The sequence below is a fragment of the Niveispirillum sp. FG156 genome (assembly GCF_057809555.1).
The window spans coordinates 70,369-87,695 of record NZ_JBMDKE010000004.1 but is presented as its reverse complement, the minus strand read 5'-3'; the positions used below and the strand labels follow the sequence as shown (position 1 = coordinate 87,695).

Here is a 17,327-nt window from a genome sequence, read left to right as displayed (position 1 = left end):
GCGCCGGAAGGCAGGACGCGCCACCAGGAAAGCGTGACGATCAGAAGCGGTAGGCGGCGCGCACGCCCCAGGTGCGGGGCGCGTCATAGAAGGCGCGGGCCACGCCGGCGAAGCCGGGGATGGTGCCCGTGGACGCCGCCTGCTGCCCACGGATGTCGATATTGTTCTTCACCGCCTTGTCCTCCAGATTCTGGACAAAGGCTTCCAGTTGCCAGTTGGCGGGGGATTCATAGCGCAGCGACAGGTCGGTGCGGGTATAGGCGCCCTGACGGTCGGTGGCGCGATTGAAGTCGGTCAGGAACATTTCCGACTGATATTTGCTCTGGATGCGCGGCACGATCACGCCGCCATCGGGCAGGTCAAAGAAATGCTCATAAACGACGGTCACCGCGATTTCCGGCGCAAAGGGCAGCTTGTTGCCCTTCAGGTTGATGGCGCCGTTGGGGTTGGACGCCGTGAAGATGTTGGTGTCCACGGTCTTGAAATCATCATATTCGGCGGACAGCAAGGCCGCCGACACCTGCAGCCGGTCATTGGCGGAGACGCGCCAGCTTGCCTCTGATTCCAGGCCATAGATGCTGGCCTTGGTGGCGTTCACCGTCACCAGCTGCTGGATGCCGTTGGCGCCGATCACGGTGTTGGCGCGCAGGATGTCGCTATAGTCGGAATAGAAGGCGACATTGTTCAAGGTCAGGTCGCCACCCAGCAGGGTGGCCTTCAAACCCAGCTCATAATTGGTGACGTTCTCCGGGTTGGCCGCACTGCCCCCATCCTGGATCACGCCCGACTTGAAGCCGGTATTGACCATGGCATAGGCCAGCAGGTCGGCGGATACGTCATATTCGCCGCGCGCCATCCAGGTCATCTTGGACCAGTTCTTGTCGGCATCGTTGCGGGCGGTCACCACGCACAGGCTGGGGATCTGGCTGGTTGGCACGCCGATGACATTGATGCCGCCCGTGGCGGGCGTGGAATTGTTGCGGTTGCAGACATAGTTGCGCCCGCCCGTGTCCTTCTTGGTGTCCTTGGTATAGCGCAGGCCGCCAGTGACCCGCGCCGCATCGGTCACATGGAAGGTTTCCTGCGTGAACAAGGCCCAAGAGGACAGGTCGCGGCGCGGCTGGATGAAGGTCTGGGCGTCGCGGCGGTCATTGGGATCGAACTGTCCGGGCACGGTGCCGGTATCGTCGCGGAAATCGATATCGAAGCGGATATCGTTGTCTTCCTTGTAGTAGAAGGCACCGAACAGCCAGTCCAGCCGCTCCGCACCCACCGATTTCACCTGCAATTCATGCTGATGGCTGTCGAACACGCCACGTTCGAACCGCCGCTCCTCGGCAAAGGCCGCCGATACGGGCGGGCGCGGCAGGGCGCGCAGGACCGGGTCAAGCTGATAGCCCACGTCATTGTCATTCACATTCTGCCGCGTCATGTGGGCCCAGCCGAACAGGTAGCTGACCTCCACGCTATCCACGGGCTGGTAATCGGCGCGCAGGCGTACCGTGTCATTGACCTGATCCAGCATGCCGGGACTGTCGATCACCGCCGACCGGCGCTTGGTGCCCGGCAGCGGCGTGACATTGACCGGCACGGTGCCGGCCCCCTGGTCGGAGAAGCGCTCTGCCGACACGAACAGCTTGAAATTCTCCGCCGGGGTCCATTGCGCGCTGACGCGGCCGGAATAGCGGTCGGCATTGTCATACTTGTCGGCGCCGGGCGGCACCTTCGACCCGGCGGCGAAATCGATGAAGCCGTCGCGCTGCTCCACATATCCCGCGGCGCGGATGGCCAACGTGTCAGTGATGGGCAGGTTCAAATGGCCCTTCACCCGGAACAGGCTGTAATTGCCCGCCGTCAGGTCGACGGAGCCGGACGCCTTTTCCGTGTTGGGTTTGGCGGTGATGATATTGACCACGCCGGCATTGGAATTGCGACCGAACAGCGTGCCCTGCGGCCCGCGCAGCACCTCCACCCGCTCCACATCATAAAGTAGCGCCGTAGCGCCCTGGGGTCGGGGCGAATAGATGCCATCGACATGGAAGGCCACGGCGGGGTCGCCCACCTCCGTGCGGTTGGTGGAAACGATGCCACGGATGGCCACGTCCACGGCGGCCTGGTTGCTGCTCTGCCCGATCTGCAGGCCGGGGACCAGGGAAACGATGCTTTTCAGGTCGGAAACCTGAAGCTGGTCGAGCGCCTGCTGGCTCAGCGCCGTCACGGCCACGGGCGTATCCTGCAAGGACACGGCGCGTTTTTCGGCGGTGACGATGATCTCTTCCAGCATGGCGCTGGAGGTCTGGGCCAGGACCGGCGCAGTGCTGATCCCCAGCGCGGTGGCGGCAAGCAGGAAACTCTTGATGGTACGGGTCTTGGTCGACATGGGTTCTCTCCCTCCCTGTTCCGGGCAAAATTCTCCCCTGACCGGAACGGGGCACCCGTCCGGTTGGGCATGTTGCGGGCAATGGGGACCCGTTACCGCGCGGGGGGTGAGCCTGTGCGGGGATCGGGTTTTCTTGGGTGTGGTTGGGTTGGGCGCGGCGGTGACGGAACGGAAACACTGCTCCCGTCCCCCCCGTCTATAGCTTCAAGTGCCGCCTTTCTTCGTCATCCCGGCGAAAGCCGGGACCCAGGAGCCAAATGCCTGACCTTGCGGGCAGCTTTGATCGACGCCGCGTCACGGTTTGATCCTGTGGCTCTGGGTCCCGGCTTTCGCCGGGATGACGAGGGAAGCGGCTTGGCTCGCCCCTACGCCGTCAGGTCTTTTCTGCTTTCATGAGCTGTCCTCTCTCCCTCTTGTCTGCGGCCGGGCCTTTCAGGCGCCTTGTCCCGCTTGGTGTTGGTTGTCCCGGGCCGTGGCCTGGGCGCGCAGTTCCATGCGGAACCGTTGCAGATCGTCGATGCGCTGATAGGGCAGCACGGTTTGCAGGCTCTCCGCCGGCTCCCCGCCCAGCAGGGCCAGCATATGGCGGGCCAGCTCCTCGCCATCGCGGCGCTGCGGCTGGTAGTAATAGGTCACGCCCTGTTCGAACGGCATGCGGAAGGGCATGCCGCCGAAGCCGACGATGCGCAGCCCGTCGCGCGCCGGGTCCATGCCCTGTTCCAGGGCCGCCTCCATGGCGCCGAACATGGACAACTGGTTGGCGCAGACGATGGCCGTCACGCTGCTGTCGCGTACCAAGAGGTCACGCACGGCGTCCTGACTGGCCCAGACCGACAGGTTGGACGTGACCAGCAGCGACTTGTCCCAGGGGATGCCCAGTTCGGCCAGCGCGCGTTGATATCCCCGCAGCCGGAACCCGGCATAGGTCATGTTGCCCGTCGGGTTGAACAGGGCGATGCGCCGGTGCCCATCCGCCGCCAGACGGATCACCGCGTCATAAATCCCACCCTCATCATCATGATCGACAAAGGCGTGGGGGCTGTGCAGTTCGGTGCGGCCAAAGCTGACGAACGGGAACTTGAATTCCAGGCAGAAGCGCGCCCGTTCATCCATAGGCGTGGTGCGGGAAAAGATGATGCCGTCGGCCAGACGCTGCTGAAACACCCGCCGCACGGTTTCCAACGGCGACTGGCTGGCCGTCTGCGCCAGGACGATCAGGTTGTAACTGTCGGTCTCAAGCGTGCGCGACACGCCTTCCACCTGCGCCAGGAAGCCGGCATCGCCGTAATCGGCCACCTCGGGCGCGAAGAAGACCGAACAGATCTTCATCGTGCGCCCGGTGCGCAGATAGACGCCGCCGGCATCGGGCAGGTAACCCAGGGTCGCCGCCGCCTGCTTCACCCGCGCCACCGTGTCCGGTTTCACCTCCGGCCCGTCCTTCAGCGCCCGCGACACGGTCGTGATCGACAGGCCCAGATGCTCGGCAAGGGTTTTCAGGTTGGTGCGCTGGCTTTGTTGCATGGCGGTCGGCTCGTTCAGATCACCTTCAGGGGGTTGCGGAGATTAGGGGTAATTGCCTTGCATGGGCACTTCATTCTCATGCATCACGCGGCGCATGAAATCGAACGATGCCTTGGGCGTGCGCTCAAGCGTCTGGTAATCGACATGCACGAGGCCGAAGCGCTTGTTGTATCCGTGCGCCCATTCGAAATTGTCCAGCAGCGACCAGGGCATATAACCCCTGATATCCGCCCCTTCCGAAATCGCCCGGTGCATGCCGGCCAGATAATCGCGGTAATAGGCGATGCGGTCCTGGTCATTGATGCGGCCATCGGGGCCGGGAATATCCAGGAAGGCGGCCCCGTTCTCCGTCACGAAGACGGGCGGGTTGCCATAATCGCGGCGCAACCCATCCAGCGCCTGATAGAAGGCGTGGCCATCGATGCCCCAGTTCATCTCCGTCCGGCGCAGATATTTCGGCGGCTCGACAATCCGGAACGGCCACGCCGTCCCCTCCACCGGCGACAGATATGTCGGGAAATAATGGTTCACCCCCTGGTAATCCACGGGCCGGTGGATCTCCGCCATGTCGCCCGCCTGGATATGCGGTGCGAACCGGTCCAGCACGCTGTCGGGATAGCGGCCCAGATGCACGGGACCTAGGAACACACCGTTCCATTTATCCTCAAACAGTTTCACCAGATGCGCGTCACGCTCAGCAAATTGCGGCAGGGGGCGGCCCGTATGGACCGGCAGGACGAAGCCTACGGGAATGCCGGGCGCCAGATCGCGCACCACCCCCACCGCCCGTCCATGGGCCAGGTTCAGGTGATGGGCCACGCGCACGGCGGCACGCGGGTCGGCGAGGCCGGGGGCGTGCCGCCCCTCCTCATTCCCGACCCAGGCGCAGACCGATGGTTCGTTGAAGGTGACCCAGGTTTTCGCCCGGTCGCCCAGGCGGCGCACCATCAGGGCGGCATAATCGGCAAACCACGCCGCACTGTCGCGGTTGACCCAGCCGCCCCGGTCCTGCAACGCCTGCGGCAGGTCCCAATGGTACAGGCAGGGCCAGGGTTCCAGCCCGCGTTCCAGCATGCCATCGACCAGCCGGTCATAGAAATCCAGACCCTTCTGGTTGGGGGCCCCCGTCCCGTCCGGCTGCACCCGCCCCCACATGATGGAGAAACGGTATTGCTGCGCGCCCAGGTCCCGGATCAGGTCCAGATCTTCGGCCCAGCGGCGATAATGGTCGCAGGCGACGGTGCCGGTATCGCCATTGGCCACCCGGCCGGGGGTGGCGCAATAGGTGTCCCAGATGCTGGGGCCACGCCCGTCATCGGGCGCCCCGCCTTCGATCTGATAGCTGGAGGTGGAGACACCCCACCTGAACCCATCGGGAAACCGCATCATCGCCGTCATTCGTTGCCTGTCGGAAAAAGTGGCCAGCCAAAAGCGCCCTGAAAGGCCGTGAAGCCCAGCAGGCGGAAAGCGGCCGGCGTGGGACCGTCCATGTCAAAAATCGTAACGTTTCGAAAAATCCCTGTCCAGGCGGATTCTGCAGTCTTCTCAATTTTTCTGCGCTTATTTTCTGCATTTGACATTCACCACCACCTGCCCATACTTCACCAAAATCGAAACGTTTTGGATTGTGCGGCGCGATGATGATCACGCTCAAAAAATGCTGCACCGCCACAAAGATCACGGCCATCGCCTGTCTGGCCCTTATGGGCACTGCATCAGGGGCGCAGGAACTGGAGGTGATGCATTGGCTGACCTCGGGCGGGGAATCCGCGTCGCTGTCGGTGGTGCGTCAGGCGTTCCGGGACCAGGGCGGGGTGTGGCGCGACGCGCCGGTGCCGGGCGGGTCGGCGGCGCGGGCCGCCGCCGTCAACCGCATCCTGGGCGGCAACCCGCCGCCGGTGTTTCTGTTTTCGCTGGGTGCGCAGCTGACGGAACTGTCGGCCCATGGGCTGGTGGTGCCGGCACCGGGGGCGGACGATGAATGGGACCGGGTGTTGCCACCGCTGCTGACCCGGTCGGCCCGGCATCAGGGCCGGTACATGGCCGCCCCCCTGAATATCCATGGCGAGAACTGGATGTTCTACAACAGTGCCCTGCTGCAACAGGCGGGGCTGGAGGTGCCGCGCACGTGGGAGGCCTTCATCGCGGCGGCGGCAAAACTGAAATCCATGGGCAAGACCCCCATCGCGCTGGGCGGGCAGCCCTGGCAGGAACGGTTGCTGTTCAACGCCGTCCTGCTGGGTGTCGGTGGGCGGGATTTCTACCGCCGGGTCTATGAGGGGTTGGACCCCGACGCCCTCTCCTCCCCCACCATGCTGTCGGTCTTCCGCACCTTCGCCATGCTGCGCCCGTTTGTGGATGAGGGCAGCCCCGGTCGCCGCTGGAACCAGGCCACGGCCATGCTGATGCGCGGCGATGCGGCGTTTCAGTTCATGGGCGATTGGGCCAAGGGCGATATCAAGGCAGCAGGGATGGAGCCGGGGGTGCAGATCGGCTGCGCCCTGGCCCCCGCGCCGGACCCTGCCTACATCATGGTGGTGGACGCCTTCGCCTTTACACAAGCACGCGACGCAGGCACGGCAGAGGCGCAGAAACGCTTCGTATCGGTGATGATGGACCCCGCGGTACAGGCCGGGCTGAACCAGGCCAAGGGATCGATCCCGGTGCGTACCGATGTGCCCGACGATGGTTTCGATGCTTGCGCGAAACAGGCCATGGCCCTGATCCGCGACCCGCAAACCAACCTCGCCTCTACCGGCATGGGCCTGTCGGGCGGCATGGCGGGGGCGCTGGACGATGCCATTTCGCATTTCTGGAACGACCCGCGCCTGACGCCCGAACAGGGTCAGGAATTGCTGCGCAAATCCATCCTGGCCTTCCGCTGACCCGGACCGCCAGCAACGATAATGACAAAGGGAGGACGGGATGAAGCCATCGCACCGGGCACCCACCATCGCCCTGCTGCCGGCGGGGATGATCACCTTCGTCTGCTTCTATCTGTTCATCGCCTGGACCTTCGCCATCTCCCTGACCGGCTCGCAATTGCTGCCAAGCTGGGATTTCGTCGGCTTGCTTCAGTATGAACGGCTGTTCGCGTCGGCCCGCTGGTGGACGGCGATGGGCAATATGGCGCTGTATGGTGCGCTGTTCATCACGGGCTGCCTGACGGTGGGCTATCTGCTGGCCATCCTGATCGACCGGGGCGTGCGGGCGGAGGGGGTGTACCGCACCATCTTCATGCTGCCGCTGTCCATGTCCTTCGTGGTCACGGGCATCATCTGGCAATGGATGCTGAACCCCGGCCTGGGCATCCAGCAGGCGGTGCGCGGTCTGGGGTGGGAGGAGTTTGCCTTCAACTGGCTGGTCCGCGCCGACCGCTCCATCTACACGGTCGCACTGGCCGGCATCTGGCAGCAATCGGGCCTGTGCATGGCCCTGTTCCTGGCGGGGCTGCGCGGGGTTGATCCCAATATCTGGAAGGCGGCGAAGGTGGATGGCATTCCCACCTGGCGCGTCTATGCCGCCATCGTCACGCCCATGCTGCGGCCCGTGTTCTTCACCGCCGGCATCCTGCTGTTCTCCCTGGTCGTGAAATCCTTCGATCTGGTGGTGGCGCTGACGGGCGGCGGTCCGGGCTTCTCCTCCGACCTGCCGGCGCGGTTCGTGATGGAGCATATATTGAACCGGCAGGAACTGGGCCTGGGCGCGGCGGGTGCCTGCATGATGCTGGCCACCATCGCCGCCGTGGTCGGCCCCTATCTCTATGCCGAAATCCGGCAGAAGAAGGGGGGCTGAACCATGCGGCGTTTTCCGCTTTACCTGATGCTGACCATCGCGGCGCTGATGGTGCTGTTCCCGCTGCTGGTCATGCTGTCGACCTCTCTGAAACCCTTGGACGAGATCAATAATGGCAGCCTGTTCGCGCTGCCCCAGGATCCGACCATCGGCGCCTGGGCCAAGGCCTGGGGTGGGGCCTGCATTTCCGGCACCTGCCGGGGCCTGTCGGTGTGGTTCGGCAATTCCTTTGCCATCGTGCTGCCGGCTTTGTTCTGCTCCCTGGCCCTGGGCGCGCTGACCGGTTACGCGCTCAGCCTGCGCACGGCCAGATGGGTGGACATGCTGTTCGCGGCCTTGCTGATCGGCCTGTTCATCCCGCCGCAGGTGACGCTTTATCCGATGATCGTGCTGGTGCGGGAGATGGGCCTGTTCGGGACGCTGGGCGGGCTGGTCTTCGCGCATACGGTCTGGGGGCTGGCCTTTGTCACGCTGTTGTTCCGCAATTTCTTCCTGTCGGTGCCGCGTGACCTTTTGAAGGCGGCGCGCATCGATGGGGCAGGCTTCCTGGCCACCTTCTGGCATGTGATGCTGCCCTTGTCGCTGCCGGTCTGTGCCGTCGCCCTGGTGCTGCAATTCACCTATATCTGGAACGATTTCATCCTGGGCCTGACCTTTGCGGGGCCGGGGCAGCAGCCGGTGACGGTGGCGCTGAACGTGCTGGCCGGGTCGCAGTTCGGGCCGCAGGAATACAATGTCAACATGGCGGCGACCATGATCGCCGCCTTACCCACCATCCTGGTCTATCTCCTGTCCGGACGCCTGTTCGTGCGCGGGATCGCGGCCGGGGCCGTGAAGGGATAAGAGGATGCAACGCGTACATCTGCAGGGCATCGCCAAAAGCTTTGGGCCCACAAATGTCCTGGAACGGATCGACCTGGATATCGAGCCGGGTGAGTTCCTGGTGCTGCTGGGCCCGTCGGGCTGTGGCAAGTCCACGCTGCTGAACATCGTGGCGGGGCTGGAGGAACCGACGGGCGGGCGCATCCATTTCGGCGACCGCGACGTAACGGATCTGGAACCCGATCAGCGCGACATCGCCATGGTGTTCCAGTCCTATGCGCTGTACCCCACCATGTCGGTGCGCCGGAATATCGGCTTTGGCCTGACCATGCGCGGGCTGGACCGGGCGGCGGTGGCGGGCAAGGTGGCGGACGTGGCCAAACTGCTGCAGATCGAACATCTGCTGGACCGCAAGCCGTCGCAACTGTCGGGCGGGCAGCAGCAGCGGGTGGCCATTGGCCGCGCCCTGGTGCGGGAGCCACAGGTGTTCCTGCTGGATGAACCCTTGTCCAACCTGGATGCCAAGCTGCGCGCCGACATGCGGGTGGAACTGAAACGCCTGCATGAACGGGGACGCCGCACCACGCTGTATGTCACCCATGATCAGGTGGAGGCCATGACACTGGCCAGCCGCATCGTGGTGATGAACAAGGGAAGGGTGCAGCAATGCGATCGGCCGGAAATGGTCTATGCCAAACCGGCCAACCGATTCGTGGCCGGTTTCGTGGGCGCGCCCACCATGAACTTCCTGGAAGGGGAATTGGCGCTGGTCGATGACGGCCCCGCGCTGCGCCTGGATCAGCAGATATTGCCGCTGCCGGGGCTGCGGGCCGGAACGGGGTTGCAGGTGGGGCAGAGGCTGGTGCTGGGCCTGCGACCGGAACATCTGTCCCTGGCACCAGCGGGAGAGAGCGGGACCTGTCAGGCCCAGGTGATGATGACGGAGCCGACGGGGCCGGACACCTTTGTCCTGCTGCGGCTGGCCGGGCGGGAGGTGACGGCCCGCATGGCGCCGGGCGTGGCCCTGTCGGCGGGACAGATGGTCGGCCTGCACCTGAACGGGGCCGCAGCCAGCCTTTTCGATACCGGTGAGGGGGTGCGGTTGAACTGAGGCACCCCCGCCCGATACGCGTAATAAGGGTAATTAACCAGAACCTGTTCTCGATATCGTCTTGAACAGCCTCCCCCAGGCGGGTTAATCAGAAGGGGGCTGCGCGCCTGCAGCCGGGAGACGCCACACGCCCGGACACGGGTTATCGGAGAGGTGCTGCATGTACGGTTATCCCCAGACCATTTCCTTCCCGCAGACGATTTCCTTCCCGCAAACCATTTCGTATCCGCAGACGATCTCCTATCCCCAGACCATCTCCTGCGCCCCGGCCAACTGCGCCTATCCGCAGACGATCAGTTTTGCGCAGCCGCAGACGATTAGCTTCTCACAGCCGCAGACGATAAGCTTTGCGCAGCCGCAGACGATCAGCTTCGCCCAGCCCCAGACGATCAGCTTCGCTCAGCCGCAGACGATCAGTTTCGCCCAGCCCCAGACGATCAGTTTCGCCCAGCCCCAGACGATCAGCTTCTCACAGCCGCAGACGATCAGCTTCGCCCAGCCCCAGACCATCAGCTTCTCACAGCCGCAGACGATTAGCTTCGCCCAGCCGCAGACGATCAGCTTCGCTCAGCCACAGACGATCAGCTTTGCGCAGCCGCAGACCATTAGCTTCGCTCAGCCACAGACGATCAGCTTCGCCCAGCCCCAGACGATTAGCTTCGCCCAGCCGCAGACCATTAGCTTCGCTCAGCCACAGACGATCAGCTTTGCGCAGCCGCAGACGATCAGCTTCGCCCAGCCGGGCACCATCAGCTTCCCGCAACAGGCGGCGGCTGGGGCGCAGGCACCGGCGGCACCGCCGCAGACGGGTGTGGCCGGCAATCCCTGGGTGACGCAGACGACCTACTGCCCGCCGGCGGCCTGACATCCGCCTGTAACAGGCCGGCGGGGATGCGACCCTGCCGGCCCCGTTGCCCAGCCCTTGCGAAGGCGGCCCCATGTTCCTGCTGGCCAGTGATGTTGCGCCCTTTCTGCTGTCACGCGATCTGCTGACACAGCGCGATGTCGCTGGTGATCAGTTGCGGGTGCGGGAGGTGCGGCGGCGTAACCGCAGCTTCCGCGTGTCCGGCATTGATGGGCCGGGCCTGTTCATCAAGCAGGTGGCGGCATCCGCCCCCGATCTGGCCGGGTCGATCGGGCGGGAGGCGGCCTTGCATCGGCTGGCGGAAACGGTGCCGGCCCTGGCCGCCCTGCGGGGCGCCACGGTGCGTTTGCGCCGGTTTGAGGAGGGGCGTCAGGCCCTGATCTTCGATCTGTTTGCCGATGCGGAGACGCTGGACGCCCATTACCGCCGCACAGGGCGGATGGATGTGGATATCCTGTCGCTGCTGGGTGCCGGTCTGGCCGGCATCCATGCGGAGGCGACGCCGGCGGCGGAGATGATCGGCACGCAGATCGGGGCGCAGCGCGTGGCCCCCTGGATCCTGACCATCGGGCGACGGGATGTGCCCCTGTTCGGGGCGGGGGGCGCGCAACTGGTCGCCATGATCCGCGCCACGCCCAGCGTCCTCCAGGGTCTGGAGGGGGCGCTGTCGCGCTGGCAGCCGCGCACCCTGATCCAGGGTGACATGAAGTGGGACAATATCCTGGTGCGGGGCGTGCCGGCGGGGGCGCCGGAGCTGCGCATCGTGGATTGGGAACTGGCCGATATCGGCGATCCGCTGTGGGATGTGGCGGGGGTCCTGTCCGGCTTTTATGCCTCCTGGCTGGTGGAGGACGGGCGCATGCCCTGGCTGGCCGATCCCACGGCCCCGCCCCGCGCGCCGGAACCGGTGCCGATGGAACCGCTGACCGCCATGTTCCCCGCCATGGCCGGGTTCTGGCAGGCGGCGACGGGCGGAGATTGGCAGGCCGATGATGTCGCGATGCGCGCCGTGGTGCCCTATCTGGGGGCAAGGCTGCTGCAAAGCGCCATGGAAAGCACCTTTACCTCCGCCACCGTGCCGCCGCTGGCCGCAGAATTGACCAATCTGGCCGGTCTGGCCTTCAGTGATGCAGACCGGTTCATGGCGGAATTCATGGGGGTCGGCACGGTCACGCCGGGCACGGCACCCGTGGCGGTGACGCGCGCGATGCAGGCACCAGCCCCCCGCCCCCACGGCCTGTGGGCCGACCCTACCCTGATCGCCATTGCGGAGGCGGTGCGGATCGTGCCGCCGCAATCGGTGCAGCTGCCGGGCCTGCCGCCCGTGCCGGTATCGGTGCAGCCGGGGCAGGATGTGCGGGTGGCGATGGTGGAGGCGATCTGGCCCCTGCTGTATGAGCAGGCCTATACAAAGCCCTGGACCGGTACGGCGATGGAGGCGACAGCCCGCGACCTGACGCCCGATCCCGCCCTGATCGCGGCCCTGTCGGCGGCCAATGCCGGACAGAATGTGCTGGACCGGGGCTGGCAGGTCTATCAGGTGACGCCGGACGGGCGGCTGCATGTTGAAAAGGGCGGCAGCTACCGCGTGGTGACGGCGGCCCAGGCGGGATTGCCGCCCGGATACACGCCGCCGCCGGGCCAGCGCATCGATATCCCCATGCCGAACCAGTCGCAGACGGCACAGGCCGGATATTTCCACGCGTTCGGCGAAACTCCGGCCAGTGCGGCGGATGAGGGGGAGTTGGCGCGACTTTATTTCAATGTCGCCACCGAACAGGCACCGGCCCTGCTGCACCTGCTGACCCTGGGCCTGAACCGCTATTTCATCCCGTTCAGCCTGAAATGCCCATCATCGCCGGCGCTTTATGACCGGGTGGACACGCTGGTCCTGTACCCGCCGCGCCGGTACCTGCCGCTGGTGCTGGAGGTGCTGGACGAAGCCGTGCCCGTGCTGTTGCCCCTGCTGCGTCCGGGGGAACCGCTATTCACGCGCCGGTTGCTGCCGGGGCTGGGCGGGGCGGATGATCCGGGGACGGGCGAAAGCTTCGGCCAGTCGCGGTGCCGGCAGGTGGCGGCGGGGATCATCGATGCCTGGACGGGCGGTGGGGCGCTGATGGATTGCATCGCGGCGCGGCTGACGGGGGCGGGCCTGCGGCTGGATGCGCTGCACCTGTCGCCGGGCATGGCCGATCTGTACCGGCCCTTGGCGGGTGCGGCATGAACCAGATGCTGGCGAGTGCGCCCCTAGTGGAAGGACGCGGACATTTCCTGCGCTGCGCGGATGAGATCGGCCGCCGCCTGTGCCGCGACGCGCTGCGCACCGGCGACGGCACGCTGAACTGGCTGCGGACCCAGACGGAGCGGCGGGAGAACCTGACGCAGTTCCTGCTGCGGCCTGTGGGTGGTGACCTGTATCAGGGGGCCGCGGGCATCGCGCTGTTCTTGTGGCTGCTGCATCAGCGCACGGGCGACCGGGTGGTGGCGCGCACCGCCGAACAGGCGCTGACCCTGGCCGAACAGCAGGCCGGGGGACCGGGTTTCTATACCGGTGCCGCCGGCACGGGCGGCGTGATGATCAGCATCGGTCTGGCGCAGGGGCGGCAGGACCGGGTGGAACGCGGGCTGGATCTGGTGGCACGCGCGGCGGCGGCGGTGACGGGGGTGGACCTGCTGTCGGGGGCCGCCGGTCTGGTGCCCGTCCTGTTGACCCTGGCTCGTACGCAGGCGCGGGCCGACTTCATCGACATGGCCGTCAAGGCCGGGGAGATGATGCTGGCCGCCGCACAGGCGGGGCCGGACGGTCTGTCCTGGCCGGCGGCGGATGCATCGGGGCCGGCCCCGACAGGACTTGCCCATGGCGGCAGCGGCATGTTGCCGGCCCTGGCCAGCCTGCATCTGGCCACGGGTGAGGCGCGCTGGGCAGAGGCGCTGACGGCGGCCCTGCGGTATGAACGGGCGCGGTTCGATCCGGTGCAGGGCAACTGGCCCGATTTCCGCGATGCCGGCGGAAACCCATCCACGACCCCGGCCTTTGGCGCCTCCTGGTGCCATGGCGCGGCGGGGATCGGACGGTCGCGCCTGTGGCTGCTGATGGCCGGCGCGCAGGACCCGCTGCTGGAACAGGAACTGGAGGCGGCGATGGCCGCACTGGTTGCCTTCCTGTCGCGGCCCATGGGGGCAGAGGCGCCGGACCAGAGCTATTGCCACGGGCTGGCCGGGATGGGCGATCTGCTGCTGGATGCCGGTCTGTGGCGCAACCGCGCCGATTGGACGGCGCTGGCCGCCGGCATCGGCTATCGCGGGATCGAACGGCACGGGCTGCCGCGCACCCCCTGGCCCTGCGGCGTGCGGGACGTGGGCGAGGTGCCGGGCCTGATGACGGGTCTGGCCGGGATCGGCCATTATCATCTGCGCCTGCATGACCCGATGGCGGCGGGCAGCATCCTGCTGCCCGATCCGTTCCTGGGCACACGCAACATTCCAACGGGAGGAACCACACCATGAACGCCCCCAGACATGGCGCCCGCTTTCCCGGTTCCCCGACAGAAGGCGGCGGCACGGCACGGCTGGTCGTGTCGCACCGCACGGCGCATGTGCAGGATGATGATCAGCGCAAACGGGCGCGGGAGCAGTTCGATACCTATGTCGACAAGGTGCTGTCCCCCATCACCAACCTGAAACGTCAGAAGCAGGCGCCGGGCGACCATGGCCGCCGCATCCTGGTGGTGGAGGGCGATGCCGGGGAGTTGGAAGCCAAACTGACGGAACGGCCCGACCATCTTCTGGTGGAGCGGGAGCTGCCGCGCGATATTCCGCGCCCCCTGCCCCCCGTGCTGCGCGACCTGCACCGCCGGGTAACGCCGGAACCCGCCCCCCGGACGGCGGCGGAGAAGAAGGCGCAGACGGCCCTGCGCCTGACCGTGATGGCCGATGGGCACCCGGCGGAGGGGGCACAGGTCGGCGTCTGGTTCGAAACGGGGGGTGAGGATACCAAGCTGGTGCAGGTGGTGGCCGACGCCAAGGGTGTCGCCGTGCTGCCCTATAAGCAGGGCTGGACCCCGTCCAAGGGCCTGATCCTGCCCTATGGCAGGGCGTGGAGCATGCTGGTCCCCGCCCCCCATGACGGGCAGGTGGTGCATCTGCCGGCCCTGCCGCAGGGGCCGGTCGGATGGTGGCAGGCACTGACCGGCCATCCCAGCTATGATCCGCATCGCGGTGCGGGGCTGCGCATCGGGGTGATCGATACCGGCGTGGGGCCGACCCCGCTTCTGTCGCATGTGCAGGGGCTGGGCGCCTTCATCAATGGCGAATTCATTGCAGGGACCGCCGCCGCCCATGATGTGCAGGATCATGGTACCGCCACGGTCGGCCTGCTGGGGGCCCGTCCGCCGGTGGACAGCCGGGATTTCTGCGGGCTGGTGCCCGGTGCCGATATCGGCGTCGTCCGCGTCTATCCGGAAAATGGCGGGGCCAGCCAGGTGGATATCGCGTCCGCCATCGACCTGCTGTCGCTGGATTTCAAGGCCGACCTGATCAATCTCAGCCTGGGCGGGGCGGCGTCGGCAATCGAACATGACGCCATCATCGCGGCCCGCCTACACGGCACGCTGTGTCTGGCATCGGCGGGCAATGGGGAGGGCGGGGCCGTCACCTATCCCGCCGCCTATCCCGAATGTGTGGCCGTATCGGCGCTGGGCCTGCTGGGCACCCTGCCCGTGGGCAGTTTTGCGGCCAGTTGGATCCCCGATACGCCCGACCGGTTCACGGCCAGCGGCCTCTTTGTGCCGGATTTCATCAGCGTCGGCTGGCAGATCGATGCCATCGCGCCGGGAACGGGCCTGATCTCCACGATCCCGTCGCGCTATGGTCAGGCCACACCCTATGCCGATATGAGCGGAACCTCGCTGGCGGCCCCGCTGACCACGGGGGTTCTGGCCTCCATCCTGTCGCGCGACCCGGTTTACGGCACCCTGCCGCGCGGCATGAGCCGGGCCGATTACGCGCGCTATGCCCTGACCCGACAGCTGGTCAATCTCGGCCTTGCCCCCTGGTATCAGGGTTGCGGCGCCGCGCACGCGCATCCGGTGTTATGAGGGGGGGCGGCCTGCGCCACCACCTGGGACAGGGCCTTGTGGCCCTGCTGTTCCTGCTGACCTTGACGCAAGGGGTGGGCGCGCAGGGGGCCGGAATGCCGGACGCGCGCAGCCATCGCCTGCTGGAGGAAAAGCGGGTGGTGATGGCCGCCGACAATATCTATCCCCGCACCCATTTCGCACAGATCATCACCCAGCCGCAGGCCACCCTGTTCCGCCTGACCCAGGGGGTGATCGGGCGCATGCATGGCGAATTGATCGCCTGTTCGCTCTGTACCCAGTTGCCCAACGCGCTGGACGGGTCGCTGGTCACCTATACGGATGAGGCGGGGCGGCTGGTGACGCGGGCCGTGTTCGACCTGCTGCCCAACCTGCGCTGGGGCGATGGCACGCCATTGGAACTGGGCGATCTGGAATTCGGGCTGACGGTGGCCAAGCGCTACCCACCTCTGATCCTGGACCCGACGGGCATTACCTCGCGCATCCGGTCGATGCGGATGACGGGGGAACGCCGGCTGGAAGTGGTCTATGACGGGGTGCTGTGCAAGGAACAGCTTTTCGTGCCCCCGCCCCTGCCCCGCCGGCTGGAGGAACCGCTCTACACTGCCGATCCGGCCACCTATTTCCAGCGCACGCTCTATTACACCCAACGCACGCATCCGGGCCTGTATCTGGGGCCCTATGTCATTGAGGCCGAAACGGCACCCAGCGTGATCAAGCTGCGCCGCAACCATTACTATGCCGGCCCGGCCCCGTATTTTGAGCATATCGACATGCTGTTCGGTGACCCCGCCGCCGCCGAACAGGGGCTGCTGGACGGGACCATCGATATCCTGCTGCCTAAAAGCGTGCGGGAGGATGCGCTGATCCGGTTCACCAAGGAACGGCGTGACAGTTTCAAGGTGATCTGGTCGCCCTCCTCCACCCTGACCTGGCTGACCCCCAATTTCGACCATGCGGCCCTGGGCGACCGGCAGGTGCGTGAGGCGCTGTATCTGGCGCTGGACCGCGAGGCCATGGTCCGCGACCTGACGCTGGGTACCTCGCTAGTGGCGCCGGGCTATCTGCATCCGGGTCTGCCGGCCTATACGGCGGGGTTCCCGCGCTATGGCCATGATCCGACACGGGCGGCCTATCTGCTGGACATGGCGGGATGGCGCCGGGACAAGGCTGGACAGCGCCGCAATGCCGCCGGACAGCCGCTGGAAATGACCGTATCCTATCGCGCCGGCGACCGCAGCGTGGGTCAGGCACTGGCCACCGCCTGGCGCGCCGCCGGATTTGCCATCACGCTGAAGGAAGAGACGGACATTATCGGCACCTTCCGGGCGCGCACGTTCGACATGGTGTTGAGCAGCATCACCTATGTCGCCAACTCCCCCTCCATGCCGCTCTATTTCCTGGCCAGCAGCATTCCGACGGCGGAGAACGGCATGCAGGGCCTGAATTTTGCCGGCAACCGCACCCCCAGCCTGGACCATGCGATTGCGCAGATCGACCGCGCCGGATGCACGCGGGAGGACCAGCGGGAGGCGTGGCTGGGCTTTCAGAAGGAATTGATGACCGAATTGCCGCGCATGCCGATGTGGTTCAACAGCGTCGGCACCGTCTTCACCAACCGCCTGGAGGGGGTGGGCAACCCGCCCTTTGGCGATCCCGTGCTGACCGTGCAGCGCTGGCGGCCCAAAATGGCACCCGCGCCGGCGCGGCCATGAACAGGCCGTAAGTACATGTGGT

General features: G+C 66.1%; 13 protein-coding genes. 9 read left to right on the top strand and 4 right to left on the bottom strand.

The genetic code is table 11. From position 1 onward, the window contains the following. Positions 1–40: 40 nt before the first annotated feature. The 4 genes from ACODSP_RS03810 to ACODSP_RS03795 all read right to left on the bottom strand — a co-directional run bounded on the left by ACODSP_RS03810 (position 41) and on the right by ACODSP_RS03795 (position 5,481). Positions 41–2,380 carry a TonB-dependent receptor gene (locus ACODSP_RS03810; RefSeq protein ID WP_488964299.1) on the bottom strand — a complete coding sequence of 780 codons (2,340 nt, stop codon included), beginning with the start codon at positions 2,378–2,380 and terminating at the stop codon, positions 41–43. A 432-nt stretch (positions 2,381–2,812) separates the two neighbouring features. Further along, complete coding sequence (locus ACODSP_RS03805; RefSeq protein ID WP_488964298.1) at positions 2,813–3,901, bottom strand: LacI family DNA-binding transcriptional regulator; 1,089 nt, start codon at positions 3,899–3,901, stop codon at positions 2,813–2,815. Positions 3,902–3,943: 42 nt separating this feature from the next. Beyond that, positions 3,944–5,290: a GH1 family beta-glucosidase gene (locus ACODSP_RS03800; protein ID WP_488964297.1), complete on the bottom strand. Its 1,347-nt coding sequence runs from the start codon at positions 5,288–5,290 to the stop codon at positions 3,944–3,946. Positions 5,291–5,295: 5 nt separating this feature from the next. Continuing rightward, positions 5,296–5,481 (bottom strand): hypothetical protein, encoded by a 186-nt coding sequence (locus ACODSP_RS03795; RefSeq protein ID WP_488964296.1) that lies wholly within the window; start codon positions 5,479–5,481, stop codon positions 5,296–5,298. Between the two features lie 57 nt (positions 5,482–5,538). Here ACODSP_RS03795 and ACODSP_RS03790 point away from each other — a divergent pair, with 57 nt between their 5' ends. The 9 genes from ACODSP_RS03790 to ACODSP_RS03750 all read left to right on the top strand — a co-directional run bounded on the left by ACODSP_RS03790 (position 5,539) and on the right by ACODSP_RS03750 (position 17,305). Then, positions 5,539–6,786: an ABC transporter substrate-binding protein gene (locus ACODSP_RS03790; protein WP_488964295.1), complete on the top strand. Its 1,248-nt coding sequence runs from the start codon at positions 5,539–5,541 to the stop codon at positions 6,784–6,786. Between the two features lie 40 nt (positions 6,787–6,826). Next, positions 6,827–7,696, top strand: coding sequence for a carbohydrate ABC transporter permease (locus tag ACODSP_RS03785; protein WP_488964294.1), 870 nt, complete (start codon positions 6,827–6,829; stop codon positions 7,694–7,696). 3 nt (positions 7,697–7,699) lie between these two features. Next, complete coding sequence (locus tag ACODSP_RS03780; RefSeq protein WP_488964293.1) at positions 7,700–8,539, top strand: carbohydrate ABC transporter permease; 840 nt, start codon at positions 7,700–7,702, stop codon at positions 8,537–8,539. Between the two features lie 4 nt (positions 8,540–8,543). Next, positions 8,544–9,629, top strand: a complete 1,086-nt coding sequence (locus tag ACODSP_RS03775; protein WP_488964292.1) for an ABC transporter ATP-binding protein — start codon at positions 8,544–8,546, stop codon at positions 9,627–9,629. A 160-nt stretch (positions 9,630–9,789) separates the two neighbouring features. Then, positions 9,790–10,494 (top strand): hypothetical protein, encoded by a 705-nt coding sequence (locus ACODSP_RS03770; protein WP_488964291.1) that lies wholly within the window; start codon positions 9,790–9,792, stop codon positions 10,492–10,494. Positions 10,495–10,567: 73 nt separating this feature from the next. Beyond that, positions 10,568–12,718, top strand: coding sequence for a T3SS effector HopA1 family protein (locus ACODSP_RS03765; protein WP_488964290.1), 2,151 nt, complete (start codon positions 10,568–10,570; stop codon positions 12,716–12,718). Then, complete coding sequence (locus tag ACODSP_RS03760; protein WP_488964289.1) at positions 12,715–14,001, top strand: lanthionine synthetase LanC family protein; 1,287 nt, start codon at positions 12,715–12,717, stop codon at positions 13,999–14,001. The genes ACODSP_RS03765 and ACODSP_RS03760 overlap by 4 nt, the downstream gene beginning before the upstream one ends. Further along, positions 13,998–15,590 carry a S8 family peptidase gene (locus ACODSP_RS03755; RefSeq protein WP_488964288.1) on the top strand — a complete coding sequence of 531 codons (1,593 nt, stop codon included), beginning with the start codon at positions 13,998–14,000 and terminating at the stop codon, positions 15,588–15,590. The genes ACODSP_RS03760 and ACODSP_RS03755 overlap by 4 nt, the downstream gene beginning before the upstream one ends. Then, complete coding sequence (locus ACODSP_RS03750; RefSeq protein ID WP_488964287.1) at positions 15,587–17,305, top strand: ABC transporter substrate-binding protein; 1,719 nt, start codon at positions 15,587–15,589, stop codon at positions 17,303–17,305. The genes ACODSP_RS03755 and ACODSP_RS03750 overlap by 4 nt, the downstream gene beginning before the upstream one ends. Positions 17,306–17,327: the final 22 nt, after the last annotated feature.

Coding starts and splice junctions, on each gene's coding strand:
- ACODSP_RS03755 (WP_488964288.1), top strand. CDS start 13,998: ATGAACGCCCCCAGACATGGCGCCCGCTTTCCCGGTTCCCCGACAGAA.
- ACODSP_RS03790 (WP_488964295.1), top strand. CDS start 5,539: ATGATGATCACGCTCAAAAAATGCTGCACCGCCACAAAGATCACGGCC.
- ACODSP_RS03760 (WP_488964289.1), top strand. CDS start 12,715: ATGAACCAGATGCTGGCGAGTGCGCCCCTAGTGGAAGGACGCGGACAT.
- ACODSP_RS03765 (WP_488964290.1), top strand. CDS start 10,568: ATGTTCCTGCTGGCCAGTGATGTTGCGCCCTTTCTGCTGTCACGCGAT.
- ACODSP_RS03805 (WP_488964298.1), bottom strand. CDS start 3,901: ATGCAACAAAGCCAGCGCACCAACCTGAAAACCCTTGCCGAGCATCTG.
- ACODSP_RS03800 (WP_488964297.1), bottom strand. CDS start 5,290: ATGATGCGGTTTCCCGATGGGTTCAGGTGGGGTGTCTCCACCTCCAGC.
- ACODSP_RS03780 (WP_488964293.1), top strand. CDS start 7,700: ATGCGGCGTTTTCCGCTTTACCTGATGCTGACCATCGCGGCGCTGATG.
- ACODSP_RS03795 (WP_488964296.1), bottom strand. CDS start 5,481: ATGTCAAATGCAGAAAATAAGCGCAGAAAAATTGAGAAGACTGCAGAA.
- ACODSP_RS03775 (WP_488964292.1), top strand. CDS start 8,544: ATGCAACGCGTACATCTGCAGGGCATCGCCAAAAGCTTTGGGCCCACA.
- ACODSP_RS03770 (WP_488964291.1), top strand. CDS start 9,790: ATGTACGGTTATCCCCAGACCATTTCCTTCCCGCAGACGATTTCCTTC.
- ACODSP_RS03750 (WP_488964287.1), top strand. CDS start 15,587: ATGAGGGGGGGCGGCCTGCGCCACCACCTGGGACAGGGCCTTGTGGCC.
- ACODSP_RS03785 (WP_488964294.1), top strand. CDS start 6,827: ATGAAGCCATCGCACCGGGCACCCACCATCGCCCTGCTGCCGGCGGGG.
- ACODSP_RS03810 (WP_488964299.1), bottom strand. CDS start 2,380: ATGTCGACCAAGACCCGTACCATCAAGAGTTTCCTGCTTGCCGCCACC.